Origin of the sequence: Lysinibacillus sp. NPDC056185, assembly GCF_047737915.1 — a bacterium.
Lineage (GTDB): Bacteria > Bacillota > Bacilli > Bacillales_A > Planococcaceae > Lysinibacillus.
The window spans coordinates 107,690-129,425 of sequence record NZ_JBLLLQ010000013.1 but is presented as its reverse complement, the minus strand read 5'-3'; the positions used below and the strand labels follow the sequence as shown (position 1 = coordinate 129,425).

Annotated in this window: 14 protein-coding genes and 1 pseudogene; 4 read left to right on the top strand and 11 right to left on the bottom strand. The window is 37.5% G+C overall.

All coding sequences use genetic code 11. The features are described from left to right. Positions 1 to 306 precede the first annotated feature (306 nt). Entirely contained in the window at positions 307 to 1,206 is a 900-nt protein-coding gene (locus tag ACMZ42_RS14400) for a DMT family transporter (RefSeq protein WP_415731868.1), read from the bottom strand. Between the two features lie 473 nt (positions 1,207 to 1,679). On the opposite strand from ACMZ42_RS14400, the gene ACMZ42_RS14395 reads away from it, so the two are divergent. Next, complete coding sequence (locus tag ACMZ42_RS14395) at positions 1,680 to 2,396, top strand: MgtC/SapB family protein (RefSeq protein WP_415731867.1); 717 nt, start codon at positions 1,680 to 1,682, stop codon at positions 2,394 to 2,396. A 15-nt stretch (positions 2,397 to 2,411) separates the two neighbouring features. Continuing rightward, positions 2,412 to 3,407 (top strand): cation diffusion facilitator family transporter, encoded by a 996-nt coding sequence (locus tag ACMZ42_RS14390; protein WP_415731866.1) that lies wholly within the window; start codon positions 2,412 to 2,414, stop codon positions 3,405 to 3,407. Positions 3,408 to 3,480: 73 nt separating this feature from the next. Here the strand turns inward: ACMZ42_RS14390 and ACMZ42_RS14385 are convergent, their stop codons facing one another. The 6 genes and pseudogenes from ACMZ42_RS14385 to ACMZ42_RS14360 all read right to left on the bottom strand — a co-directional run bounded on the left by ACMZ42_RS14385 (position 3,481) and on the right by ACMZ42_RS14360 (position 14,907). Continuing rightward, the gene (locus tag ACMZ42_RS14385) at positions 3,481 to 4,224 is read right to left on the bottom strand and encodes a hypothetical protein (protein WP_415731865.1); all 744 of its coding nucleotides are present in this window, start codon (positions 4,222 to 4,224) and stop codon (positions 3,481 to 3,483) included. 187 nt (positions 4,225 to 4,411) lie between these two features. Next, positions 4,412 to 5,575: an iron-containing alcohol dehydrogenase gene (locus tag ACMZ42_RS14380; protein WP_415731864.1), complete on the bottom strand. Its 1,164-nt coding sequence runs from the start codon at positions 5,573 to 5,575 to the stop codon at positions 4,412 to 4,414. Positions 5,576 to 5,641: 66 nt separating this feature from the next. Then, a complete protein-coding gene (locus ACMZ42_RS14375) occupies positions 5,642 to 6,751 on the bottom strand; it encodes a response regulator (protein WP_415731863.1) in 1,110 nt (369 codons plus the stop codon). Further along, complete coding sequence (locus ACMZ42_RS14370) at positions 6,748 to 9,813, bottom strand: ATP-binding protein (protein ID WP_415731862.1); 3,066 nt, start codon at positions 9,811 to 9,813, stop codon at positions 6,748 to 6,750. The genes ACMZ42_RS14375 and ACMZ42_RS14370 overlap by 4 nt, the downstream gene beginning before the upstream one ends. A 133-nt stretch (positions 9,814 to 9,946) precedes the next feature. Then, a pseudogene (locus tag ACMZ42_RS14365) lies at positions 9,947 to 9,991 on the bottom strand (hypothetical protein); the annotation flags it as partial. A 338-nt stretch (positions 9,992 to 10,329) separates the two neighbouring features. Then, on the bottom strand, positions 10,330 to 14,907 hold the full coding sequence (locus ACMZ42_RS14360) for an S-layer homology domain-containing protein (protein ID WP_415731861.1): 4,578 nt from the start codon (positions 14,905 to 14,907) through the stop codon (positions 10,330 to 10,332). Positions 14,908 to 15,151: 244 nt separating this feature from the next. Here ACMZ42_RS14360 and ACMZ42_RS14355 point away from each other — a divergent pair, with 244 nt between their 5' ends. Continuing rightward, complete coding sequence (locus ACMZ42_RS14355) at positions 15,152 to 15,334, top strand: hypothetical protein (RefSeq protein ID WP_415731860.1); 183 nt, start codon at positions 15,152 to 15,154, stop codon at positions 15,332 to 15,334. A gap of 37 nt (positions 15,335 to 15,371) precedes the next feature. Here the strand turns inward: ACMZ42_RS14355 and ACMZ42_RS14350 are convergent, their stop codons facing one another. The 3 genes from ACMZ42_RS14350 to pruA all read right to left on the bottom strand — a co-directional run bounded on the left by ACMZ42_RS14350 (position 15,372) and on the right by pruA (position 19,700). Then, entirely contained in the window at positions 15,372 to 16,616 is a 1,245-nt protein-coding gene (locus ACMZ42_RS14350; protein WP_370077993.1) for a Glu/Leu/Phe/Val family dehydrogenase, read from the bottom strand. Positions 16,617 to 16,699: 83 nt separating this feature from the next. Further along, positions 16,700 to 17,893: an ornithine--oxo-acid transaminase gene (locus ACMZ42_RS14345; RefSeq protein WP_370077995.1), complete on the bottom strand. Its 1,194-nt coding sequence runs from the start codon at positions 17,891 to 17,893 to the stop codon at positions 16,700 to 16,702. A gap of 262 nt (positions 17,894 to 18,155) precedes the next feature. After that, entirely contained in the window at positions 18,156 to 19,700 is a 1,545-nt protein-coding gene (gene pruA, locus ACMZ42_RS14340) for an L-glutamate gamma-semialdehyde dehydrogenase (RefSeq protein WP_415731859.1), read from the bottom strand. 146 nt (positions 19,701 to 19,846) lie between these two features. Between pruA and ACMZ42_RS14335 the strand changes: the two genes are divergently transcribed. Continuing rightward, positions 19,847 to 21,154 carry a sigma 54-interacting transcriptional regulator gene (locus ACMZ42_RS14335; RefSeq protein WP_415731858.1) on the top strand — a complete coding sequence of 436 codons (1,308 nt, stop codon included), beginning with the start codon at positions 19,847 to 19,849 and terminating at the stop codon, positions 21,152 to 21,154. 202 nt (positions 21,155 to 21,356) lie between these two features. Here the strand turns inward: ACMZ42_RS14335 and yugI are convergent, their stop codons facing one another. Next, the gene (yugI, locus tag ACMZ42_RS14330) at positions 21,357 to 21,734 is read right to left on the bottom strand and encodes a S1 domain-containing post-transcriptional regulator GSP13 (protein ID WP_132361692.1); all 378 of its coding nucleotides are present in this window, start codon (positions 21,732 to 21,734) and stop codon (positions 21,357 to 21,359) included. Between the last annotated feature and the right edge of the window lie 2 nt (positions 21,735 to 21,736).

Sequence of the window (21,736 nt, the reverse complement as noted above, 5' to 3'; positions counted from 1 at the left end):
TGAGCCAGGATCAAACTCTCCATAAAAAGAAATTTGATTAGCTCAAATTGTTTTGCTGGCATCATGTTTGATGTCCAAAATTTTGTTTCGTTCACTAACTCAAGGTTAGCTACTAAAAACTTTATTGATTACGTTTTGCTTGTTCAGTTTTCAAGGTTCATTTTGTTGCTGTTGTTTTCAGCGACTTTATTATCATAACTTGTATCCGATAAGAAGTCAACAACTTTTTCAAATCTTTTTTCAAATCTTTTTTATCGTCCTTCTTGTTAAGGACAAGTAATAATATATAATATAGCAATTTATAAATCAAGCTTTTTTTGAAAAAAGTTTAAAAATCTTTTTCTCATCGACTACAAATAAGAGAATTCCTACTATAACAATGAATCCGCCAAAAATTTGTGTGGCTATTAAATACTCTTTAAAAATTAGAAGAGCTAAAATGGCCGCGCCAATTGGTTCAAATAAGATCGCAACGGAGACTACATTTGTACTAACGTATTTAATAGACCAATTAAATAGAGTATGACCAAATAAATTAGGAACTATCGCTAATAAAATAAACCATATCCAGACCATAGTAGAATATGGACCGAACGATTCCCCTTTAATAAGAACATAGATAAACAATGTAATTGTACTAACAGCATAAACAATCATCGTATATGTCACAAGAGATAATCTTTTCCGTACATCTTGTCCAAATAAAAAGTAAGCTGTAACGAGTGCGCACGCGACAAGAGCAAGCATGTCTCCATAAAATGCAGTACCGCTAAGTTTAAAATCTCCCCAACTAATTAAAATACTACCGACAATAGCAATAACTCCTGCAAAAATGGTTTTCAGGGTAATGTTCTCTTTAAAGAAAAAATATGTACCTACAAATGCAAACAATGGCTGTAGTGTAACCAAAACTGTAGAACTTGCTACAGAAGTGTAATTAAGTGATTCAAACCACAAAATAAAATGAAAGGCTAAAAATATACCTGCAACAGAAGAAAATAGCCAATCACGTATTCTTAATCCCTTTACCTCCTTAGCGTACTTCCAAAAAAACAAAGGAGCCATTATTAACACCGAAAAGAACATACGGTAAAACGCAATAACCCCCGCTTCTGCATTTGCTAATTTTACAAATATGGCAGATAAGGATACTGAAATAACGCCAATAAAAATAGGTATGTATGGATGAATTTTTGGTTTCTCCATAAAATCCAACCTCCAATCAATTTTGTCTCGGCATCATTACGTCTGGATTCGACTTTACGCTCAGGCCTGCATGAGGGCCGACACGATGTCGGTCATTTCGGTAATGCCACAGGACGTGGCGTTTTTACCGATGCAGGTCAGTTAGCCGTTATCGCATGGATACGATGATTTTAGGCTAACATCCTTTAAAGACTCCTTTCCAATCCCGTGAAATCTGCCGGAAACTTTAACTTATACTCACATTCATCTCACTACATATAGAGGTAAAGACATTTGTAGCCGACGCTTTGCTTTCGCTGTATAGAACAATTGTGGCTGCAGCTTTCTTTCGCTACCAAAAATATGTGCTGAAAGAATTAAAAATACTTATACTTCATTACGATCGTGATGTACAATACAAAAAAGTAATGTACATATAATAATGACACCTTGCATATCTCTTAGCAATACGAAATATCTGTGGAGGGTTGCGTATGGAAACCTTGGAAAATATGATTACATATGAAGTTGGCATAAAATTAGTAATTGCAGCCACATTAAGTTTAGTAATCGGCATCGAAAGGGAATTAAAAAAGAAGCCTGTAGGATTAAAAACGAGCTTAGTTATTGCTACATTTAGCTGTTTACTCACTATTATTTCGATTGAAACCGCCTACTCAACACCCCCTAGGTCAGGAATCAATATAACAATGGACCCCCTTCGTTTGGCTGCTCAAATTGTTAGTGGAATTGGATTTCTTGGAGCAGGTGTTATTTTAAGACGTGGGAATGATAGTATCTCAGGTTTAACAACTGCAGCAATGATTTGGGGAGCTGCGGGAATAGGGATTGCAGTTGGTGCAGGCTTCTATATAGATGCTACATTAGCCGTTATTATCATTGTCTTCGGAATTGAGGTTTTATCGCCTTTTCTAATGAAAATAGGACCAAGAAGAATTCGTATGCGAGAAATATCATTGAAGGTTCAGATTAATAATGATGAAAAGAGTGAATCCTTTTTACAATTCCTAAAGGAAAACAATATTATTATCGAAAACATACGCATTCAAGATATTCCGGATCCTGATCATGTTTTTCACGAATTAGATTTACGCTTATCATTAATAGTCTCTGATAACTTACTGTCATTTTATCGTTCATTACGAACACTACCCTATATAGAAAAAATCGAGATGGAAATTTTAAACTAGTTGGAGGATTCTTTTGTGGCAGAAATATTGAAACTATTAAAAAACGGGAATAAGCCTTCTCTGTTGGCAGCAGTTGTCAATGCCTTTTTAGGAATTATTAAAGGTGTTGCCTTCTTCTTTACGGGTAATGTTGCCATGTTTGCAGAAATGATGCACTCACTAGGAGATGCAGCAAACCAATTATTCGTTTATATCGGCTCAGCGCTTTCGAAAAAAGCACCGACAAAACAGTTTCCTGGAGGCTTTGGCCGAATAGTAAATTTAGTTTGTCTTTTTGCTGTTATAATTGTGGCGATCCTTTCTTATGAAACTATAAAAGAAGGCTGGCATCATTTTATACACCCAGCTGGAGAATCTAAAGGAATGTTCATTGCACTTGGCGTATTACTGATTGGTATTGTTTTAGAAGGGTCAGTTCTTGCGAAGGCTGCCGTTGAAATACTACATGACGCTGGTCAGGAAAAAACCGGAATAATAACTGCTATCCCTAAAGCTTTTCCCTATTTAAATCGCGCAAAACCAGCAACAAAATTAGTGTTTATGGAAGACTTAGTGGCTACAGGCGGTAACTTCTTGGCCTTCGCTGCTATTTTAATCGCACATTTTACAGGCTGGACAAGAATAGAAGGACTTGTATCAATGATTATTGGCTGTATGATGTTCTATGTAGTAGCGAAAGTTTTCCTTGATAATGCGCGTGGGGTTATTGGTGAAACAGACGAAGAAATGCTAAATCATATTGCTCATCTTGTTATGGATGACCCAAACATTAAAGATATCGTTCGTTTAGAGGTCGTTAAAGAAGGCGAATTTTTACATGTGGAATTAGTTGCCGAAGCTGATTCTAACCTATCACTCGCTTTTTTAGATGATGTACGCGACCATTTAACAGAGGTCATTTCAAGTCAGAAAGGCGTATCAAAAGTGGCCATTTTATTTGATGAGGATGATGGGAAACTAGCTTGGGTGCATATTGGTGAAAGACCGGAAAACTCAACACCCAAACAATAACATCATGATCCAAAATAATTTTTCTAAATAAAATATATAGCCAATTGCCTTATTTCAGGCAGTTGGCTATTTATTATACCAGCACTAGATGACTTTGTTCTCGTTTAACTTCTTTTGTATCTTCTATTAAGCAATCTAGAATCTCTTCATTATTTACAAAAACATGATCTGTTATCATAAAAGTTAATAACATTTTTAATGCGATAACCTTTTTTACACCTTGCTGTTGAATAACGATTTTTGAGAATTTTAATGTTGCCAATCGATTAGCTAATGCATATTCTTCTGCATTTGTAATCTCTCTTCCATCTGCATAGCAACCTAATATGAAATTACCCGCATAAGAATCTTTCAATACATTAGGATGCATAGATCGGTAATGTACCTCTGCAATTGACTCATCATTATTCATCATTTGATGAGTCACCAAATAATGTTTTAAAGCACCTTTTAAATCAATCGCAATAGCTGTATCTGCTAGTATTGTTCGATAATAAACTAGCACTATTTCAGCATCTCGTAAATAAGGTTCCACTTCTACAACGATTTCTCCAGAAGGACGTACAAAAACTTGTACATTTGCTTTATTTACACCATCTGTAAAGGTAATATTCGTTTGGCCACATTGTAAACTTTTAAAGAATATACTTTGATCAACGATATATCCCGTGACAATTTGGTCATTCTCAACTTGCAGTGATTTCGTTTCAATCCCCAATACTTCTACACAATTCTGCATTTTATAAACGTGCCGCTGAAATGGAGTCTTTATGCAACCCGATGCGACATTGCAATCTTCAAGCATTTGTTTCAACATTTGTCCCTCTCTATCCTAGTTTATTATTATCTTTATTTTAATAAACATAGTTGAACAAATTCTGAACAATTTTACAATTAACGAGAACATTCGACAAGGAATTAGTTATTTCCTAAGATTTTTGTTAGGACACTTGCACAATAAAAAATATGAGACTACAACGGGTAGCCTCATGTCTATTTTCATATTAAAGAGCGTTTTGCAAAATAGTTCGCACATCTTCTTCCTGTAATTTTTTGAAGTTTCCAAAGGGTCCATTTTGCATAGCATGCTCTACAATTTGCTGGAATTTTGAATCATCAATTTCATAATCTACAAGTCGACTCGGAGCTCCTAGTGAAGTCCAGAATGCCGATAAACGATCAATTCCTTCGTATGCAACCTCTTCTGGAGACTTCCCTGATGCGTCAACACCAAAAACGCGTGTTGCAATGCCTGCAAAACGTTCTGGATTTACGGGTACACATAGACGCATCCAATGTGGTTGTAATATCGCTAAACCACCTGCGTGCGGAATATCGTACACTGCAGATACAGCGTGCTCAATATTATGTGACGCCCAATCACCGCGAGAGCCAATTGATAAGAATCCATTTAACCCAATTGTTCCGGCTAATAAAATCGTTTCACGCAACGGAATATTCTCTAAATCTTCTATTAATTCAGGTGCTGTTGCAATGACAGTTCTTAATACTCCTTCACACATTTCGTCTGTAATCGGTGTATTCGTCGTATTATGGAAATATTGTTCAAGTACATGCGACATCATATCAACCATACCGTAAACTGTATGATTTTTTGGTACTGTCACTGTATACGCTGGATTTAAAATCGAAAATTTCGGGAATACCGCAGGGCTACCCCAGCTTAGTTTTTCCTCAGTAGCCGCATTTGTAATAACAGAGCCTGAGTTCATTTCGGAACCTGTTGCAGCTAGCGTTAATACCGTTCCAAGCGGTAAAGCGTCCTGCACAAATACTTTACGCTTTACAATATCCCAAGCATCGCCATCATATTTTGCACCAGCGGCTATTAACTTAGAACAGTCAATTACGGAACCACCTCCTACAGCTAGGACTAGATCAATATCTTCTTTTTTACAAAGATCAATACCAAGTCTTGCTGTTTCAACACGTGGATTTGGCTCAACACCACTTAGTTCAAATATTGTTTTATCGGCTTCTTGTAACTTCTCGATGACAGCATCGTATACACCATTTTTCTTAACGCTACCTCCACCATATACAACTAGCACCTTTTTACCATGCTGCGCTAACTCATTCGAAAGCTTTTCCAATGCATTTTCACCAAAATGTAACTTCACTGGGTTATAAAATGTAAATGAATCCATTCAATTCGCCCCTTTCTGCTTGGATTTTCTCATATTTATATTGGAGAAAGCAAAGAATAAAGATCCTTAAACATGAATCATGTAAGCATTATAAATACTAAGAATTTTCTCTGGTACTGAAATACCAATTTCCGATAATTTTTCTTGTATCCTCTCATAGCACTTTATACAATCCTGTTTTTTGTTTTGCCCAATTAAAAATTCTAGTAGTAGAAACATATAGTTTTCGTTAAACTCATCTAGCTCTAACATCTTTTGTAAACAGTTTAATTTTAGTAATGAATTAATAGAAATTGTAGTAGTAATATACATTTCGAGTACATGTAAAATCCCTTGCTTTAAGCGCAGCTGGGTTTGAATAGCCCAAGAGTACTCCTCCTCCGCTAAAAAATCACCTTCATAGTAATTTAAAAGCTGCTGGATGGATATTTCATCATGCCTTTTCTGCTCTAGCAAATAAATAAATTTATCATAATCACTAGCAATTTCCACATTTAATTGATAATGATTATTGACCAATCGAATTGGATCTTGAATACCTTTTTCTTTAAGGTGCTTCCTTAACTGGTAAATAGACGTATGTAAGTTACTGGCCGCCTTCTCAAATTCTAAATCTGGCCAGAGCTCCTCTATTATGACAACATTTAACATAGGCTTTTTTTGATGAAACCATAAATATAAAAATAGTTCTCGCACTTTCCTAGTACGCCACTTCATAACCTCATGCTGGGCATCCAATAAATAAAAGCTTCCAAATGTATGTGCATATAAGAGATGTTCTTTTTTCACTTTTGCTACATCTTCTTGTAATTGCAACTTCTGCTGCGCTTTGATCAACGCCTTTATGAGCCGCTTCTCATGAACAGGTTTTAACAAATAATCCGTTGCCTCTACATCAAATGCATCCACTGCAAATTGGGCATGTGCTGTAACAAATATTATTTGTGTAGATGATGATTTCCCTTTTAATTGTTTTGCTACCTGTAAGCCATGCACATCAATCATTTCTATATCTAGAAAAACAACATCAATAGATTCTTTTTCTAGAAAAATCAGGGCATCGGCTGCATTCGTAAATGTTCCTTTAATAGAAATCTGAAATTGTGTAAGTCGATTTAACTTGAAACGTAAAACATCAATAGCCATTTTTTCATCATCTATGATAATAATATTCATGCTCCATCACCCTTCGGTAATAATATTAGAATAGTTGTCCCCTCTCCTTCCTCACTATTTAAACGAAGGCTCGCATTTTTCATTAATTTAAATTTTTTTAACGGATTTGTAAAACCAATGCGCGAACTTTCTTCATTTATTAATTGTTGTAACTTTTTAGCGGGTATACCTACCCCATTATCTTGTATTTTAATCCGAACAAATTGTCCTTCTCTCTGGACACTTACTTCAATTGTACCTCCCTCTGGCTTTTTGGAAATACCATGAAAAACGGCATTTTCCACTAAAGGCTGTAGCGATAATGCTGGAATCATAAGTTGTATAGATTCATCAATATCATATTTGACAGTTAAACGATTACCAAAACGCATCTTTTCAATATAAAGATATGCTTTTACGAGTTCCAATTCTTCTTCAATCAACACCATACTATTTCGATAATGAACATTGAGCTTTGCACGGAAGTAAGTTGCTAGGCAGTATAGTGCTTCCCTTGTATTATCCATATCGGAATAGCTCAATCCAATAATTGTATTGAGTGTATTATAGACAAAATGAGGGGTCACTTGCGCATATAAATAATTCATCTCAACTTCGATTGCATCTATTGACGATTGTCGAACCGCTAATAATGATTCTATTCGTATAAGCAATTCATCCGTTGCTACAGGCTTTCGTAAATAATCATTCGCTCCTACTTGCAAGGTTAGCACTAAATCAGAATGTTTCATAATAGCAGTTAAAACAATGATTGGTAGTTCTAACATGTCATATTGCTTGCGCACTTGCTTACATAATTCATAGCCCGACATACCTTCCATCATTAAGTCGACTAGCATACAATCCACTTGATTCGTTTTGATGTAGTCGATAGCGTCAAAGCCATTATCAACACCAATCACTGTATAGCCCTTTAGTGCTAATACATCCGCTAAAACCTTTATATTGACATGATCATCATCTACTACAAGTATTTTTTTATCGTTTCCATTATGAATCAACGGTAGCTCAAGTTGTAATATTTTGGATGTGTTGGCACGTGAGACGATTGCGAATGAGTTTTCAATACCCACTTGCTCTTCTGTTGCAAGAGGCATTGTGAATGTAAAGATTGTTCCTTCTCCTAAAGTACTTTTTACATAAATATCACCATTTAATTTATCTACAATATTTTTTGCAATGCTTAATCCTATTCCAAGGCCCTCTTTCTGATGATTATTTTTCACTTGATAAAACGAATTAAAAATACGTTCTAAATCCTGAGCAGGAATCCCTTTTCCGGTATCGCTTACCTCGATGACCATATGTTTCTCTTTCTGATAGGCAGTTACAGTAATTTCTCCAATTTCGGTATGCTGGATAGCATTGTGTAACAGATTGTACAACACCTGCTTAAAGCGCAATTCATCTGTCAGCATGGGTGGCAATGTCAAATCTACTTCAACGAGTAATCGTACGTGACTATTAGTAGACATCACACTGCGAATTTCTGCTACTACTTCATTAATCACCGTTATTGCCACTGTACGAGGAGAGACACGTATTTCGCCAGACATATAATTGGATGAAAACAGTAAATCCTCTACTAAATAACCTAAACGCTGCGTCACATTATGAATTAAAATCACTTGCTCCTGTTGGGTACGCTTCAACGGCCCCTCAGCACCTTCCATTAGTGACTTTGATAAATTCAAAATCCCATTTAACGGTGTGCGCAATTCATGGGAGGTTTTCAGTAAAAATTCATCCTTCATTTGATTGTGTACTAATAGCTCTTTTGATAATGTCTGTGCATCCGTAAAGGCCTGATTCATACGATAGTTTAGGAGTAAAGTGAAGCCAACTAATGTACAACCCAAAAATAACAATTTACTATACTCATTAGGTACTTCTATTAAAAAATTAATGATTACTAATAACGCATAACAGCAACCTCCTGCAAAAATGATTAATATATATCGCGCACCTTCTAGTTTTTTCAAAATAACACGGATTAACATCAATTGCGTGTAGCCAGTTAACAAAATAATCAAAGCTACGTATGTAATTTGTCGAATAATCATTGCTTGTGCAGTCATTTCACTTGTATCTATATAAAATGGATTATAAATACCATATAGAAAAAAAACGCAACCTAGTGAAATAACAATTGTATTGACAGTTTTTTTATTCGCCACTTGTGGATACATAGTATAAAGAAAAAGTATTTGACAAATATCTATTAGAGGGATAACACCGAGCTGTAATCGTGACTGGGTAAACGTTTCTTCTATAGGGAAAACTTGAAAGAAAATCTTGTGATTAGTAAAGGACGACTGAAAACCTATCAGTAACATATAAAGTCCGAAAAACAATTCTTCTTTTCTTTTGCGACTTTGTCCATAGATAGTCAGATAAATGATGCCAAAAACGATATATCCAAAAATCACCAATACATCAATTAACCTCTTGTGATCGTAGAAGTTCTGTATGCTCTCCCTTGTTCCAAATTCAACAGGATAAATCATTCCCGCTGTTGGATATTTATTGTAGCTAGCTACCTGTACTAATATATCAAGCTCTTGCTCGTCACTTTGCCCAATGGCAATAAATGTATCATCATTTTCTGATTGAAAGCTTGAGAAAGACGTACTTGGGTTTCCTTTTCCCCCAACCTTAATACCATTAATGAAAACACGACTAGATGAGTGAATATAGCGAAAAAACAAACCATACTGCCCTTCTGTAGGAACCTTTACTACAAGATGATATGTACCGACAAGAGGACCTTTTTCATTGAATTGAAAATAATCCTCCCATTTATCAGGAACTTTCATAGATATACGCTGCTCTTCGAAATCATCTAATGACTGTTGAGGCGATATCAGAACGTTTGGATAAAAGGACCAATCTCCATTGAGCTTTATGGTGTTATTATTTTCAAGTTGCTCATTTGAAACAACCGCCATTCCCTGTTTCACAATGCTGTCATTATTTTCTAAAAAATAATGCCTATTCCCTATCACAAAAACTATGGCAAATAGCATGAAGATACTAAACACTATTACAAAATCTTTTTTCATTATTATGTTCCTACTATCGTTTGATTTATTTACATACATTCGATTGCTTAGTCATTTATTTTTTTATGTAATTTTTTCTATTATAAAATATTTGAACAAATTCTGAACAATAATTGGGAAGTTATTTAATAATTTACCCATTCACAAAGCCACGTTCAAACAATTCATTAACATATTCATAGTAGTCAGAGGTTGTTTTGACATCCGTAAATACTTCCTATTTACGGCTTTTGCCATGTTTGATGCCACAACAGCAATTACACTTATTGCCATAGTTGTAGCCATAGCTGCTTTAAATAGTTTGTCGTAAAGTGTTGTGCTATTTTTCATCTTTATGTTCTCCCCTTCACTAAATATCGGCTTCATGATTTTCCTATTTAGTCTATAAGGGATGCCTGAACAGAATCTGAACAGATCTTTTAAAAATATCAACTTATTACCAAAAAAATCTTTTCAATCAATAAATAACTGAAAAACAGGCTAAAAAATACTTAGCCTGTAATTGCCCATACTTATTCAATTAATCTGCTCTTGCCCCTCTTCATCGATGAAATATGCATGAGGTTTTGCAGCCTCTTCAATTTCGTTAAACGCCCAGTGAGATGCCTTTACATCTGGGAAGCTTGGTGTTGTCACACCATGTAGTGGACCGCGTTCAAACATACGGTTCATCATCACCACGGCTTGGGCACGTGTTAAGTGCTCATCTGGTGCGAAACTTCTGTCTGCGCGACCGTTAATAATGCCTGCATTACGATTCGCTTCAATAATCCATTGCGCCCAGTGGCCTTTTGTATCATTGAATGTAATTGCTACATTTTCTTCGATATGCAGCCGCTTATAGTTCGCGACCACTGTAGCCATTTGTGCACGTGTGATATTCTCACTTGCGCGGAAGTTGCCATCCACATCCCCATTCATAATACCGTGCTCTTTGACAAAGGCAATTGCGCCAGCTGCGAAATGATTACTTGGAATATCCTTGAATGGTGCCTTGCTAACTGCTTGGCCATCTGTATAGCCTAAGATACGCGCAATCATCGTTGCCACTTGGGCACGTGTCACGTTTTTCTCCGGACCAAATGTACCATTAGGGAAGCCTTTAATGTATGCTTCATGGTGGTGAATAGCTTGCTTTTCCACCTGAATAATCGTAAATGTACTAAACTTGTCCACTGTGAAACGTAAGCCAAGTTCACCCTTCGCCTTTGTCACGACTTCAGGGAATACAACTTTTTTCTCGCCATCCGAATGTTCAATAAAGACTGCTAATTGGTCTAGGAATGCTTGTCGCTCAGCTGCCGCTGCTGGCACATTAACACCTTTCAATGGAAGTGTCACTTGTACTGGTCGACTTGGCATATTCGTTTCAATCGTCATTGGACGAGCTACGACACGTACATTATTGCTTTGCAGTGTTTTACGGACAACCTTCTCCACTCTTGCACGTTCTTCAATCGCCTTACGCTCACTTTCCTTTTTCACAGGTACTAAACGGAAGTAGAAATTATCATTCACACCGTCCATTGAGCTGAGTGGAATTGCAATCAGTCCATTCTCTGTAGCAAATTCTAATGATAAACCATTGTCATGTAGTAATTGAAGAGATCGTTTCGGTATTTCTATCGTTACTTTATCTACTTCATCATTGACATCCGGAATGACGATACGAACAATGTTATTGCCAATTCGTTTCGCTTTTTCTACAGCTTCCTTCGAGTTCGCTTCTGTTAATACCACAAAATCTGTGATTTCACCCTTGGCATGTTTTGTGCGCTCAATTTCTACTGTTGTTTTTTCCAGTGGGTTTTCGCCATCAATTTCTAATGCCACTTGGATTTTCGTTGTAGTTGTACCAGGTTCAGTCGTTGTTGGTGGTGTTGGAGCTGTTGGTGGAGCTGTCGTCCATGTATCTCCGCCACCGCCTGAGCCTGATGACGAGTCAGCGGCACGATAAACCGTAATTGTATATTGTTTGACTCCTGTACCATCTTGAACCGTAATAACTACGGTATTTGCACCGACTTGGAGTGGAACAAGACCATTTGTCGCAACTTGTCCATTCACAGTCATCGTCACTGTAGCATCTGGATTGCTCGGGAGTGCTGTAAATGTTAATTGAGACGTTGCGTAATTCACATTCATTGTGTAATTTGTGACTTTTGATGAGAAGTTTGGACTTAATGCGCCTGTTGATGGTGTTAGTGAGCCTAGACCTGATGTTGGTTGTGTAGGTTTCTTTACAAGTGCATTCTGCGCTGCTGTTAATGCTTGTAAGGCATCGTCTATTTCTGTTTGCGTAGCGCTTCCTTTTGTCAACATAGCTATTGCATCATTTAACGCTTTTTGGTAGTTTGACCAACTTTCTGGTGTATAGCTACCTGCCGATAAGTTCGCTGATTCATCTACTTTAGCTTGCAATGCTGTTTTATCTACTGTAGGAGCAGTCGGGGCATCTATTAATGCATGACGCGCTGCAACTAATTTTTCCCAAGCTGCATTCACCTCTTCTTGGGTTGCTTGTGGATCATTGAATACATCTTGAGCACCTTTTTTTGCCGTTTCAAATGCGGACCAACTATCTTGCGTATAATTCAACTCGCTAAATCCAGCGGCAATTGTAAGCTCTTTTTGCAGATTCGTTTTATCAACTGTTTTATCCTGATCTACAAACTCCAATCCATCATGTTTTGCTTTTAAAGCATTGTAAGCTGCTTCTATGTCAGCTTGTGTTGCATTTGGATTGTCCAATACAGCTTTTGCTGCACTCAATACTGGCTCTAAGTTATTCCAACTTTCAGGAGTATAATCTTCGTTTGTTAAGCCTTCGACAATCTCCACTCGTGTCGCTAAAAGTGATTTATCTGGCGCATCGACTGTTAAAAGTTTTGATACTATGCCAGATGTATGACCATTAAGTTCGGCTGTATACTCGACATTGTATATGCCGTTAGGTATATCTTTGTTCGGTGTGATGCTCCAGTTTCCATGTTCATCTGCTGTTGTTGTTAACGTTATGTTATCAGAAATTTTGATTTTTACTGTTGCACCTGGTGTTGCTGTTCCAGTAAATGTTGGTTTACCTGTACTCACCGTTTCTGTTGGTGCTGTTACTCCCACTGTTGGATTTGGAGCTGCTGTATCTACTGTCATGTTTACCGTTTGTTTTGCTATCTTGTCGCCTTTTTTTGCCTCGACTTCGATTATGTAGTCGCCATCTACTAAGTCAATGCTTGGCGTGAATGCCCAATTGCCACTTCCATCAACCGTCGCATTCCCACTCGCATTTGGTACTTCATTGCCGTCTTTATCTTTAATCACAACTTTCACCGTTGCGTCTTTATCTACTGTTCCTTTAATGTCTGGTTTCTTAGTGCTCACTTTACCTGTTGGATCCGTGATTTCTAGAGATGGTATGGCAGTGTTTGTCATAGTTTCTTCAAAGCTATTTACCGGTACACCATCTGTACCTGTTAATTTTCCTTGTCCGTCATACTCTACTTTTACGGATTTACCAGTGGTATCTGTCCCTGGTAATGTAATCAGTAATTGCTTTGGATCAGCTGGATTTACTTTCACATCGGCATCAGTTAGTGTAATTGTTTCAGTACCTACTGTCACTGTAAATCCAGTTGCTTCAGGTGCTGTTAATTTGATGTCTTTATCAAACGTCACGATAATTTGATTTTGATTCGCTGTGATTTCTTCCACTTTCACGCTTAGTGGTGCTGGTGCATCCGCTGCAAACGTGAAATATTGACCATTGGCTAATGTCGCTTTTGCAGCATAATGAGGTGCGCCATTTAAAGTAATCTCTGTTAATGTATGTTCAGTCGCTAGTGCAAAATCTGTATCGCTGCTTCCTACTCGTAATGTTGTGTTTTCTGGAAGAGCACTCTTTGGAATGGCAATTTCTACTTCACCCACACTTCCTGTATTTTGTACTTTCCAAATACGTTCAGCATGATTTTTGTTAGTTGTGCCGATTTGCTTTGTGAACGCTAGATCCTTGCCGTTATCGGCCCAAATCAAATATTGTCCATCTGTAAGCGTACCTTGATTAGCCAAATTTGTAGCTGTAAGTGCCTCAACACCAATTGCAACCTGTGTACCTTCGTTAATGCTTCGGCTTTGCTTTTGCTCAAGGTCCTCTGCATTGTCACGACCGATACCAGCGATATTTTGTTGATACTTGGTGTTTGCATCCCACACAACCGTGTTATTCGTCGCAACGTAATTGCTAGCACCATCATTTAACGTAATGCCATATTTTACGGCTAAATACGTTTCAATTTTAGCAGCATCTGCACTTGTTTCCCCATCATACAAAATAACCTCTGCCACATCAGCACGGAGGCCTGACCAGTTACTAGTACTACCTTTAGTAGCTCCAATAACAGGTGTAAATGTATGTCGAGTAAAGTTAAGGTATTCTTTTATAATAGTTGGCTGCCCATCTACCCTTGCTAACGGCTTTGTGCCATCATCATTCATTTCATAGTTTGCCATTTGGAATCTTTTTCTGTTAGGAACTCCAAAACCGCTCCATGTAGAGTTTGCACCTGTCCCTACTGCGAAAAATTCTCCAGATCCCCCACCTAAAATCTGAGTACCGTACTTGATTATTTCCGTAGAACCAACAAGTGCCCCTGCAGTCCCAGCTTCAGGCCATTTATAAACAGCATAACCAGACTGGAAAGTAATCTGTTTATCTCCTATTAATTTAGCAGATTGATCATAGTGATTTTTTGCATTTAAGTTATCAAATTTTACACTTGGGTTAAAGTTCACACCATTTTCGTTATACTTCGGTGTTCTCTCTTCTTGTCCTGTTGGAATATCAAGTGTAAAATTCACTGGTGCTACAGATTGATCAGCCCAATGTGTTAAATTTCCAGCACTTTCTTTTACACCTTCATTTGATTTCAACCATAGTACTGGTTGTGTACTTACACCACCCGGATTCACAGGATCCGCTGCTAGCGCTTTTTTAGGCAACCCTGTCAGCGAAACACTACTTGTCACAAGTGTAAGTGAAAGCATGACCGTAAGTGAACGCTTCCACCATTTTTTCTGTTTCGTTTTGATATGCATCCTTTTCCCTCCTACCTATTTAAAACTCCGTTGTTCTTCATAAATATTTTCGCCCCTTTCAAATTTTCAACACCGTCATACCTCAATTTACTATAGTCTTCCTGAACAGAATCTGAACAATTAGTTCTATTCATCTATACATTAGTTCTATCCACCTATATACACAATCTATCTATATGTTTAGATTTTGTTTAGTTAGTCATTGTATAGTATAGATAGTATATAAAATAAAGGAATTTTGCTTATGAATATGTTAAATATTGCAATTATTTGGTTTGTTGTTATTTTCGGTGGATTAGGTATATTGAAATATATGCTTATACAAAAGGAGCGGAAAGTAAGAAAAGCGATGTTAGAAAAGCGGCTGGAGCATCTTATCCAAACGAATAAATTCAAATCGCCCCAAGAAAAAAACGAGTCACCCTAATTACTTAGGAGTGACTCGTTTTGTATTTATCTATTGATTAAACCCATCCACGGAAGCGTGAAGCTTCTGCAGTGCGGCGAACACCTACCATATAAGCTGCTAAACGCATGTTAATGTTACGTGTTGTCGCTGTTGTATAAACGTTTTCAAACGCATCAACCATTTTTTTGTAAAGACGTTCTTCAACTTCTTCTTCTGTCCAGTAATAACCTTGGTTATTTTGTACCCATTCGAAGTAAGAAACTGTTACACCACCAGCAGATGCTAATACGTCTGGTACAAGTAAAATGCCACGATCAGTTAAAATTCTAGTTGCTTCAGAAGTTGTTGGACCGTTCGCTGCTTCAACTACAATGTTTGCTTTAATGTTGTTTGCATTATCAGCAGTAATTTGGTTTTCAATAGCAGCTGGCACTAAAATATCACAATCAAGTTCTAGTAATTCTTTGTTTGAAATTGTGTTTTCAAATAATGTTGTTACCGTACCAAAGCTATCGCGACGATCTAATAAGTAGTCGATATCTAAACCTTCAGGATCATGTAGTGCACCATAAGCATCTGAAATACCGATTACTTTTGCACCTAAATCATGCATGAATTTCGCTAGGAAGCTACCTGCGTTACCGAAGCCTTGAATAACAACGCGCGCACCTTTTATATCAATGCCACGTTTTTTCGCTGCTTCTTGGATAACGATTGTTACACCTTGTGCAGTCGCACGGTCACGACCTTGAGAACCACCAAGCACTAATGGCTTACCTGTGATGAAACCTGGAGAGTTGAATTCGTCCATACGGCTGTATTCATCCATCATCCAAGCCATAATTTGTGCATTCGTAAATACGTCTGGCGCAGGAATATCTTTTGTTGGTCCTACGATTTGACTAACTGCACGTACATATCCACGGCTCAATCGTTCGATTTCATCCATAGACATTTGACGTGGGTCACAGATGACACCGCCTTTACCACCGCCATAAGGTAGATCCACGATACCACATTTCAATGTCATCCACATTGAAAGCGCTTTAACTTCTTCCTCAGATACGGCCGGATGGAAACGAACCCCACCTTTAGTTGGTCCTACTGCATCATTATGTTGTGCACGGTAACCAGTAAATACTTTTGTTGTACCATCATCCATTTTCACTGGAATACGCACTTGTAGCATGCGAAGCGGTTCTTTTAACAATTCATACATTGCTTCGTCATAGCCAAGTCTATTTAGAGCCTCTTGAATGACTTCTTGAGTTGATGTGAACAGATTTAAGTTTTCAGACATTATTAAATCGCCTCTTTGTTTTTATAATGATAGTATATCGGCATCATTGTAACATACTTCCGAATTGAAATGTGAACATTTTGTTAAACTTTAAAAACTTTTTCAATTTGCTCAATTGACCAATCTAAATCCTCTTGTGAAATAACAAGTGGTGGCGCAAATCGAATGACAGTATCATGTGTTTCTTTACATAATAGGCCTAATTCTTTAAGCTTTTCACAGTACGGGCGTGCTGCCTCTGTTAATTCCATTCCGATAAATAAACCACGACCACGAACGTCTTTAATGACTGGGTTGTTAATTTCTTTTAATTTCCCTTTAAAGTATTCACCAAGTTCGTGTGAACGCTCTGCTAATTTTTCATCTAGTAATACTTTAATTGAAGCAATAGATACAGCACATGCTAAAGGATTACCACCGAAAGTTGAGCCGTGTGATCCTGGATTGAATACACCTAAGATTTCACGATTTGCAGCTACACAAGAAATCGGGAATACACCGCCGCCTAAAGCTTTTCCTAAAATGTACATATCAGGTTCTACTTCTTCCCAATCACATGCGAACATTTTACCCGTACGTGCTAAACCAGCTTGGATTTCATCCGCAATGAATAAAACATTGTTTTCACGGCATAGCTCGCGAGCAGCTTTTAAGAAGCCTTCTGATGGAATAACGATACCCGCTTCACCTTGAATTGGCTCAATTAAAAACGCTGCTGTGTTTGGAGTAATTGCTGCTTTTAATGCATCCAGGTTACCGTAATCTACTAACTTAACATTCGGTAACATTGGACCGAAGCCACGACGATATTCTTCGTCAGATGATAAAGATACAGCAAGCATAGTACGACCATGGAAGTTACCATTACATGCGATGATTTCAGCTTTGCCATCTTCTACGCCTTTTACATCATAAGCCCAACGACGAGCTGCTTTAAATGCAGTTTCTACCGCTTCTGCACCTGTATTCATCGGTAATACCATTTGTTTATTCGTTAATTTACCAACAAGCTCATACCATTCACCAAGGTTTTCGCTATAAAATGCACGAGAAGTTAATGTTACTTTATCAGCTTGTTCTTTTAACGCTGCGATAATTTTTGGATGACGATGCCCCTGATTTACAGCAGAGTAGGCTGATAGCATATCTAAATATTTGTTACCTTCTGGATCTTTTACCCAAGCACCTTCAGCCTCTGAAATAACGATTGGTAGCGGGTGATAGTTTGCAGCACCAAAATTTTGAGTTTGTTCAATAACTTGATTTGTTTTTGTCATATAGTTTTCTCTCCTTACGTTCATGATGAAAATCTCTGGTAGACTCTGTTTTTCTATAAGTAAATTCAATAGAATAATTTCAGCATTTTCTGAATATAAAAAGCAAGAATCTGCACACTACTCCTAGGTAAGCCACCTCGACATTAGCGCCTGCGGTTCTTGTCGGACTCACTTTACCAGGAGGAGTCTCGCAGATTCTCTTATAATTTATGCCTCCACATAATTGCGTCCGGAGGCAACTTCTTCGGTCAGCCGAAAGAAGTTATAGCATTTCAGAAGTTGTTTTTGCTTGCATGTGAAGTTGTAGATAGTCAGGGCCACCTGCTTTTGAGTCAGTACCTGACATATTGAAGCCACCGAATGGTTGGTAACCAACGATTGCACCAGTACAGCCACGGTTGAAGTATAAGTTACCTACATGGAAATCTTCACGTGCTTTTTCTAAGTTCATACGATTATTTGTAATAACCGCACCAGTTAAGCCGTATTCAGTATCATTTGCAATATCAATTGCTTGATCGAAATCTTTAGCTTTTGTAATAGCTACAACTGGTCCAAAGATTTCTTCTTTCATAACGCGTGCAGAAGGATCTACGTCTGCAAATACTGTTGGTTGGATGAAGTAACCAACTGAATCATCAGCTGTACCACCTGCAACAAGGCGACCTTCTCCTTTACCGATTTCAATGTACTCTGTTACTTTATTGAATGCTGCTTGATCAATAACTGTTGCCATGAAGTTGTTGAAGTCTGTTGGATCACCAACTGTTAACGTGTTTGTTAATTCCACTACACGGTCAACAACTTGGTCATAGACATCTTCAACGATAATAGCACGAGAACATGCTGAACATTTTTGACCAGAGAAGCCAAATGCTGATTTTACGATAGATTGTGCTGCAAGCTCTAGATCTGCTTCTTTATCAACAACGATTGTATCTTTACCGCCCATTTCAGCGATAACACGTTTAATCCAAATTTGGCCGTCATTTAATACAGACGCACGCTGGTTAATACGTAAACCTACATCACGAGATCCTGTGAAGCTGATGAAACGTGTTTTTGGATGATCAACTAAGTAGTCACCTACTTCTGCACCAGAACCTGGTACAAAGTTCACAGCTCCTGCTGGAAGACCAGCTTGCTCTAACACTTCGATAAATTTATAAGCAACTACAGGTGTTGTTGAAGCTGGTTTTAATAATACAGTGTTACCTGTTACTAAAGCTGCCACCGTTGTCCCTGCCATAATAGCGAATGGGAAGTTCCATGGTGAAATAACAATACCAATACCTAATGGAATATAGTCATAACGGTTGTATTCACCAGGACGGCTTTCTACAGGTTGACCTTCTTTAACACGTAGCATTTGACGACCATAGTATTCTAAGAAATCAATTGCTTCTGCAGTATCTGCATCAGCTTCAGCCCATGGTTTACCTGCTTCTTTTGTTAAAAGTGCAGAGAATTCATGTTTACGACGACGGATAATTGCCGCTGCTTTAAATAGTACGTCTGCACGAATAGCTGGATCTACTTTTTTCCAAGTTTTGAATGTTTCGTCTGCAGCTTGCATTGCTTTTTCAGCTAGTTCTTTGTTTGCTTTTGATACGCGACCAATTACTTCTGTTTTCTTTGCTGGATTATATGAAACGATTTTATCTTCTGTAGTAATACGTTCTCCACCAATTATAAGTGGATAGTCTTGACCTAAATAACCTTCAACTTTATTTAATGCTTCTAAATAAGCGTTGTAATTTGCCTCTTGAGTAAAATCTGTGAATGGTTCGTGTTTGTATGAAATCATACTTAATCCTCCCTCGTGAGATATGTTTTAAGTGTGCAAAAAACATTGACGCAAAATATCTTTGCGTTTAGAATATTCTTACACTTATTATAATGCAAAATTTCGTTGCATATTTCAAGTAAAAAATTTTTTGAGGTGCACATTTTATGAAAAATTTTGAACCTTTACTCCCTTTTTATGAGTTCATTGCAACAAATGTATCTGTTGGTATTCATGCTGTAGACCTTTCTGGCAAAACAATTATTTATAATACAAAGATGAAAGAAATTGAAGGTTTCCATTTTGATGAATTAGCAGATCGCTCTGTTATTGAAATGTTTTCCTTCCGCCAGCATGAAAGTACTTTAATGCGAGTATTACAAACAGGCAAAAAGGAGATCAATGTAAAACAAACTTATTGGAATAAAAATGGTCATGAAATTACAACGATTAATGATACTTTTCCACTTTATGTTGAAAATAAACTAATTGGAGCGATCGAATTTGCTCGTGACATTACATCACTCGAAAAGCTAGTTTATCAGCCTCTTCGTCGATATGATGAACCTTTAACATTCGATATGATTACAGCTGTATCCGAATCGATGCGACAAATTATCGCAAACGCCAAAAAAGCAGCAGCTGTGAAATTACCGGTATTACTAATTGGAGAATCGGGTACAGGAAAGGATTTAGTCGCAGAGGGCATGCACCATGCAGTATCGGCTGATTCTGAAGCATTTGTAACTCTAGTGAGTCGTCGCTCTGCTCAATCTGTTTTAGACAAATTACAGGAGCTCTTACAAGATGACAAAGCATACACTTTTTTCTTTGAACGCATAGATTTTTTAAGTCTAGATATCCAAGAGCAACTTTTAGAGATATTACAATCTCTTCCACAGTCTAAATACATGCTCATCGGAAGTGTCGGAAGCGATCCTATTGCATTGATTGAGGAGAAGAAACTTTCAAAATCACTGTATTATTTCTTTGCTACAATGGCTATTACCATCCCAAATCTAACAGATCGAAAAGAAGATATTCTTCCATTCGTAGATGATTACTTTAACCGCCATCGAGAACGCTTCGCTTCAAATGTCGCGAATCTAGCACCTGATGTACAGGATTTATTTTTGCAATATGATTGGCCAGGAAATTTAAAAGAGCTTGAGCTATTACTAGATGAAATTGTGTCATTTATGACCACTGAATCAACAGTTACCTCAGATTTATTACCAATGCATTTTCGTTTCAAGGTACAGCAGCAAGACACATCTAATCACGAGCCGGAATTCTTTATGTTCCAGCAACAGAACGATGTTATGCCGCTCGATGCTTATTTGCGTGAAGCCGAATCATATTATGTGCAAAACGTCTTAAATTTATATGAAGGCAATATTACAAAGGCCGCTAGTGCACTCGGCATGAGTCGTCAAAACCTACAATATCGAATTCGAAAAATAAAAAATCAATAGTTATATTTGAATACAAAAAAAACGAGGGTACCTTCATATTTTAAAGGCATCCTCGTTTTTTTATCCCGCATTAACAGGCAGTAATTTATCTGTACCGAAAGCGTCAGATTCCTATCTCAAAATTCAGCAAAAGCAAAGAAGTTAGGTAAAATAACTGCCAGTAAACGCCCGATCAGTGGAGATCACTGATTACAGTTTTACTTTATTGTCCTGACTGTTCGATCCAGTCCTGTAATTTATCTTTTAGGGAATTAAAACCATTCGCATCCGATTCATCTACACGGTCCTGCAATGATTTACGTGGTAGTACATCTTTTTTACGCAATGTAGCTGGGCGCTCCTGCAAAGCACGAATCGATAAACTAATTTTTTCGGCATCTTCATCGATTTCAAGTATCTTCACTTCAACCTCTTGCCCAACTGACAAAAATTCACTAACGTCCTTTACAAAGCCGTACGTAATTTCGGAAATATGTACAAGGCCTTGTGTATCTTCATCAAGCGCAACAAATGCACCATACGGCTGTATACCTGTAACTTTACCAGTCAACACGTCCCCTAATTCATATTTTTGTCCCATAA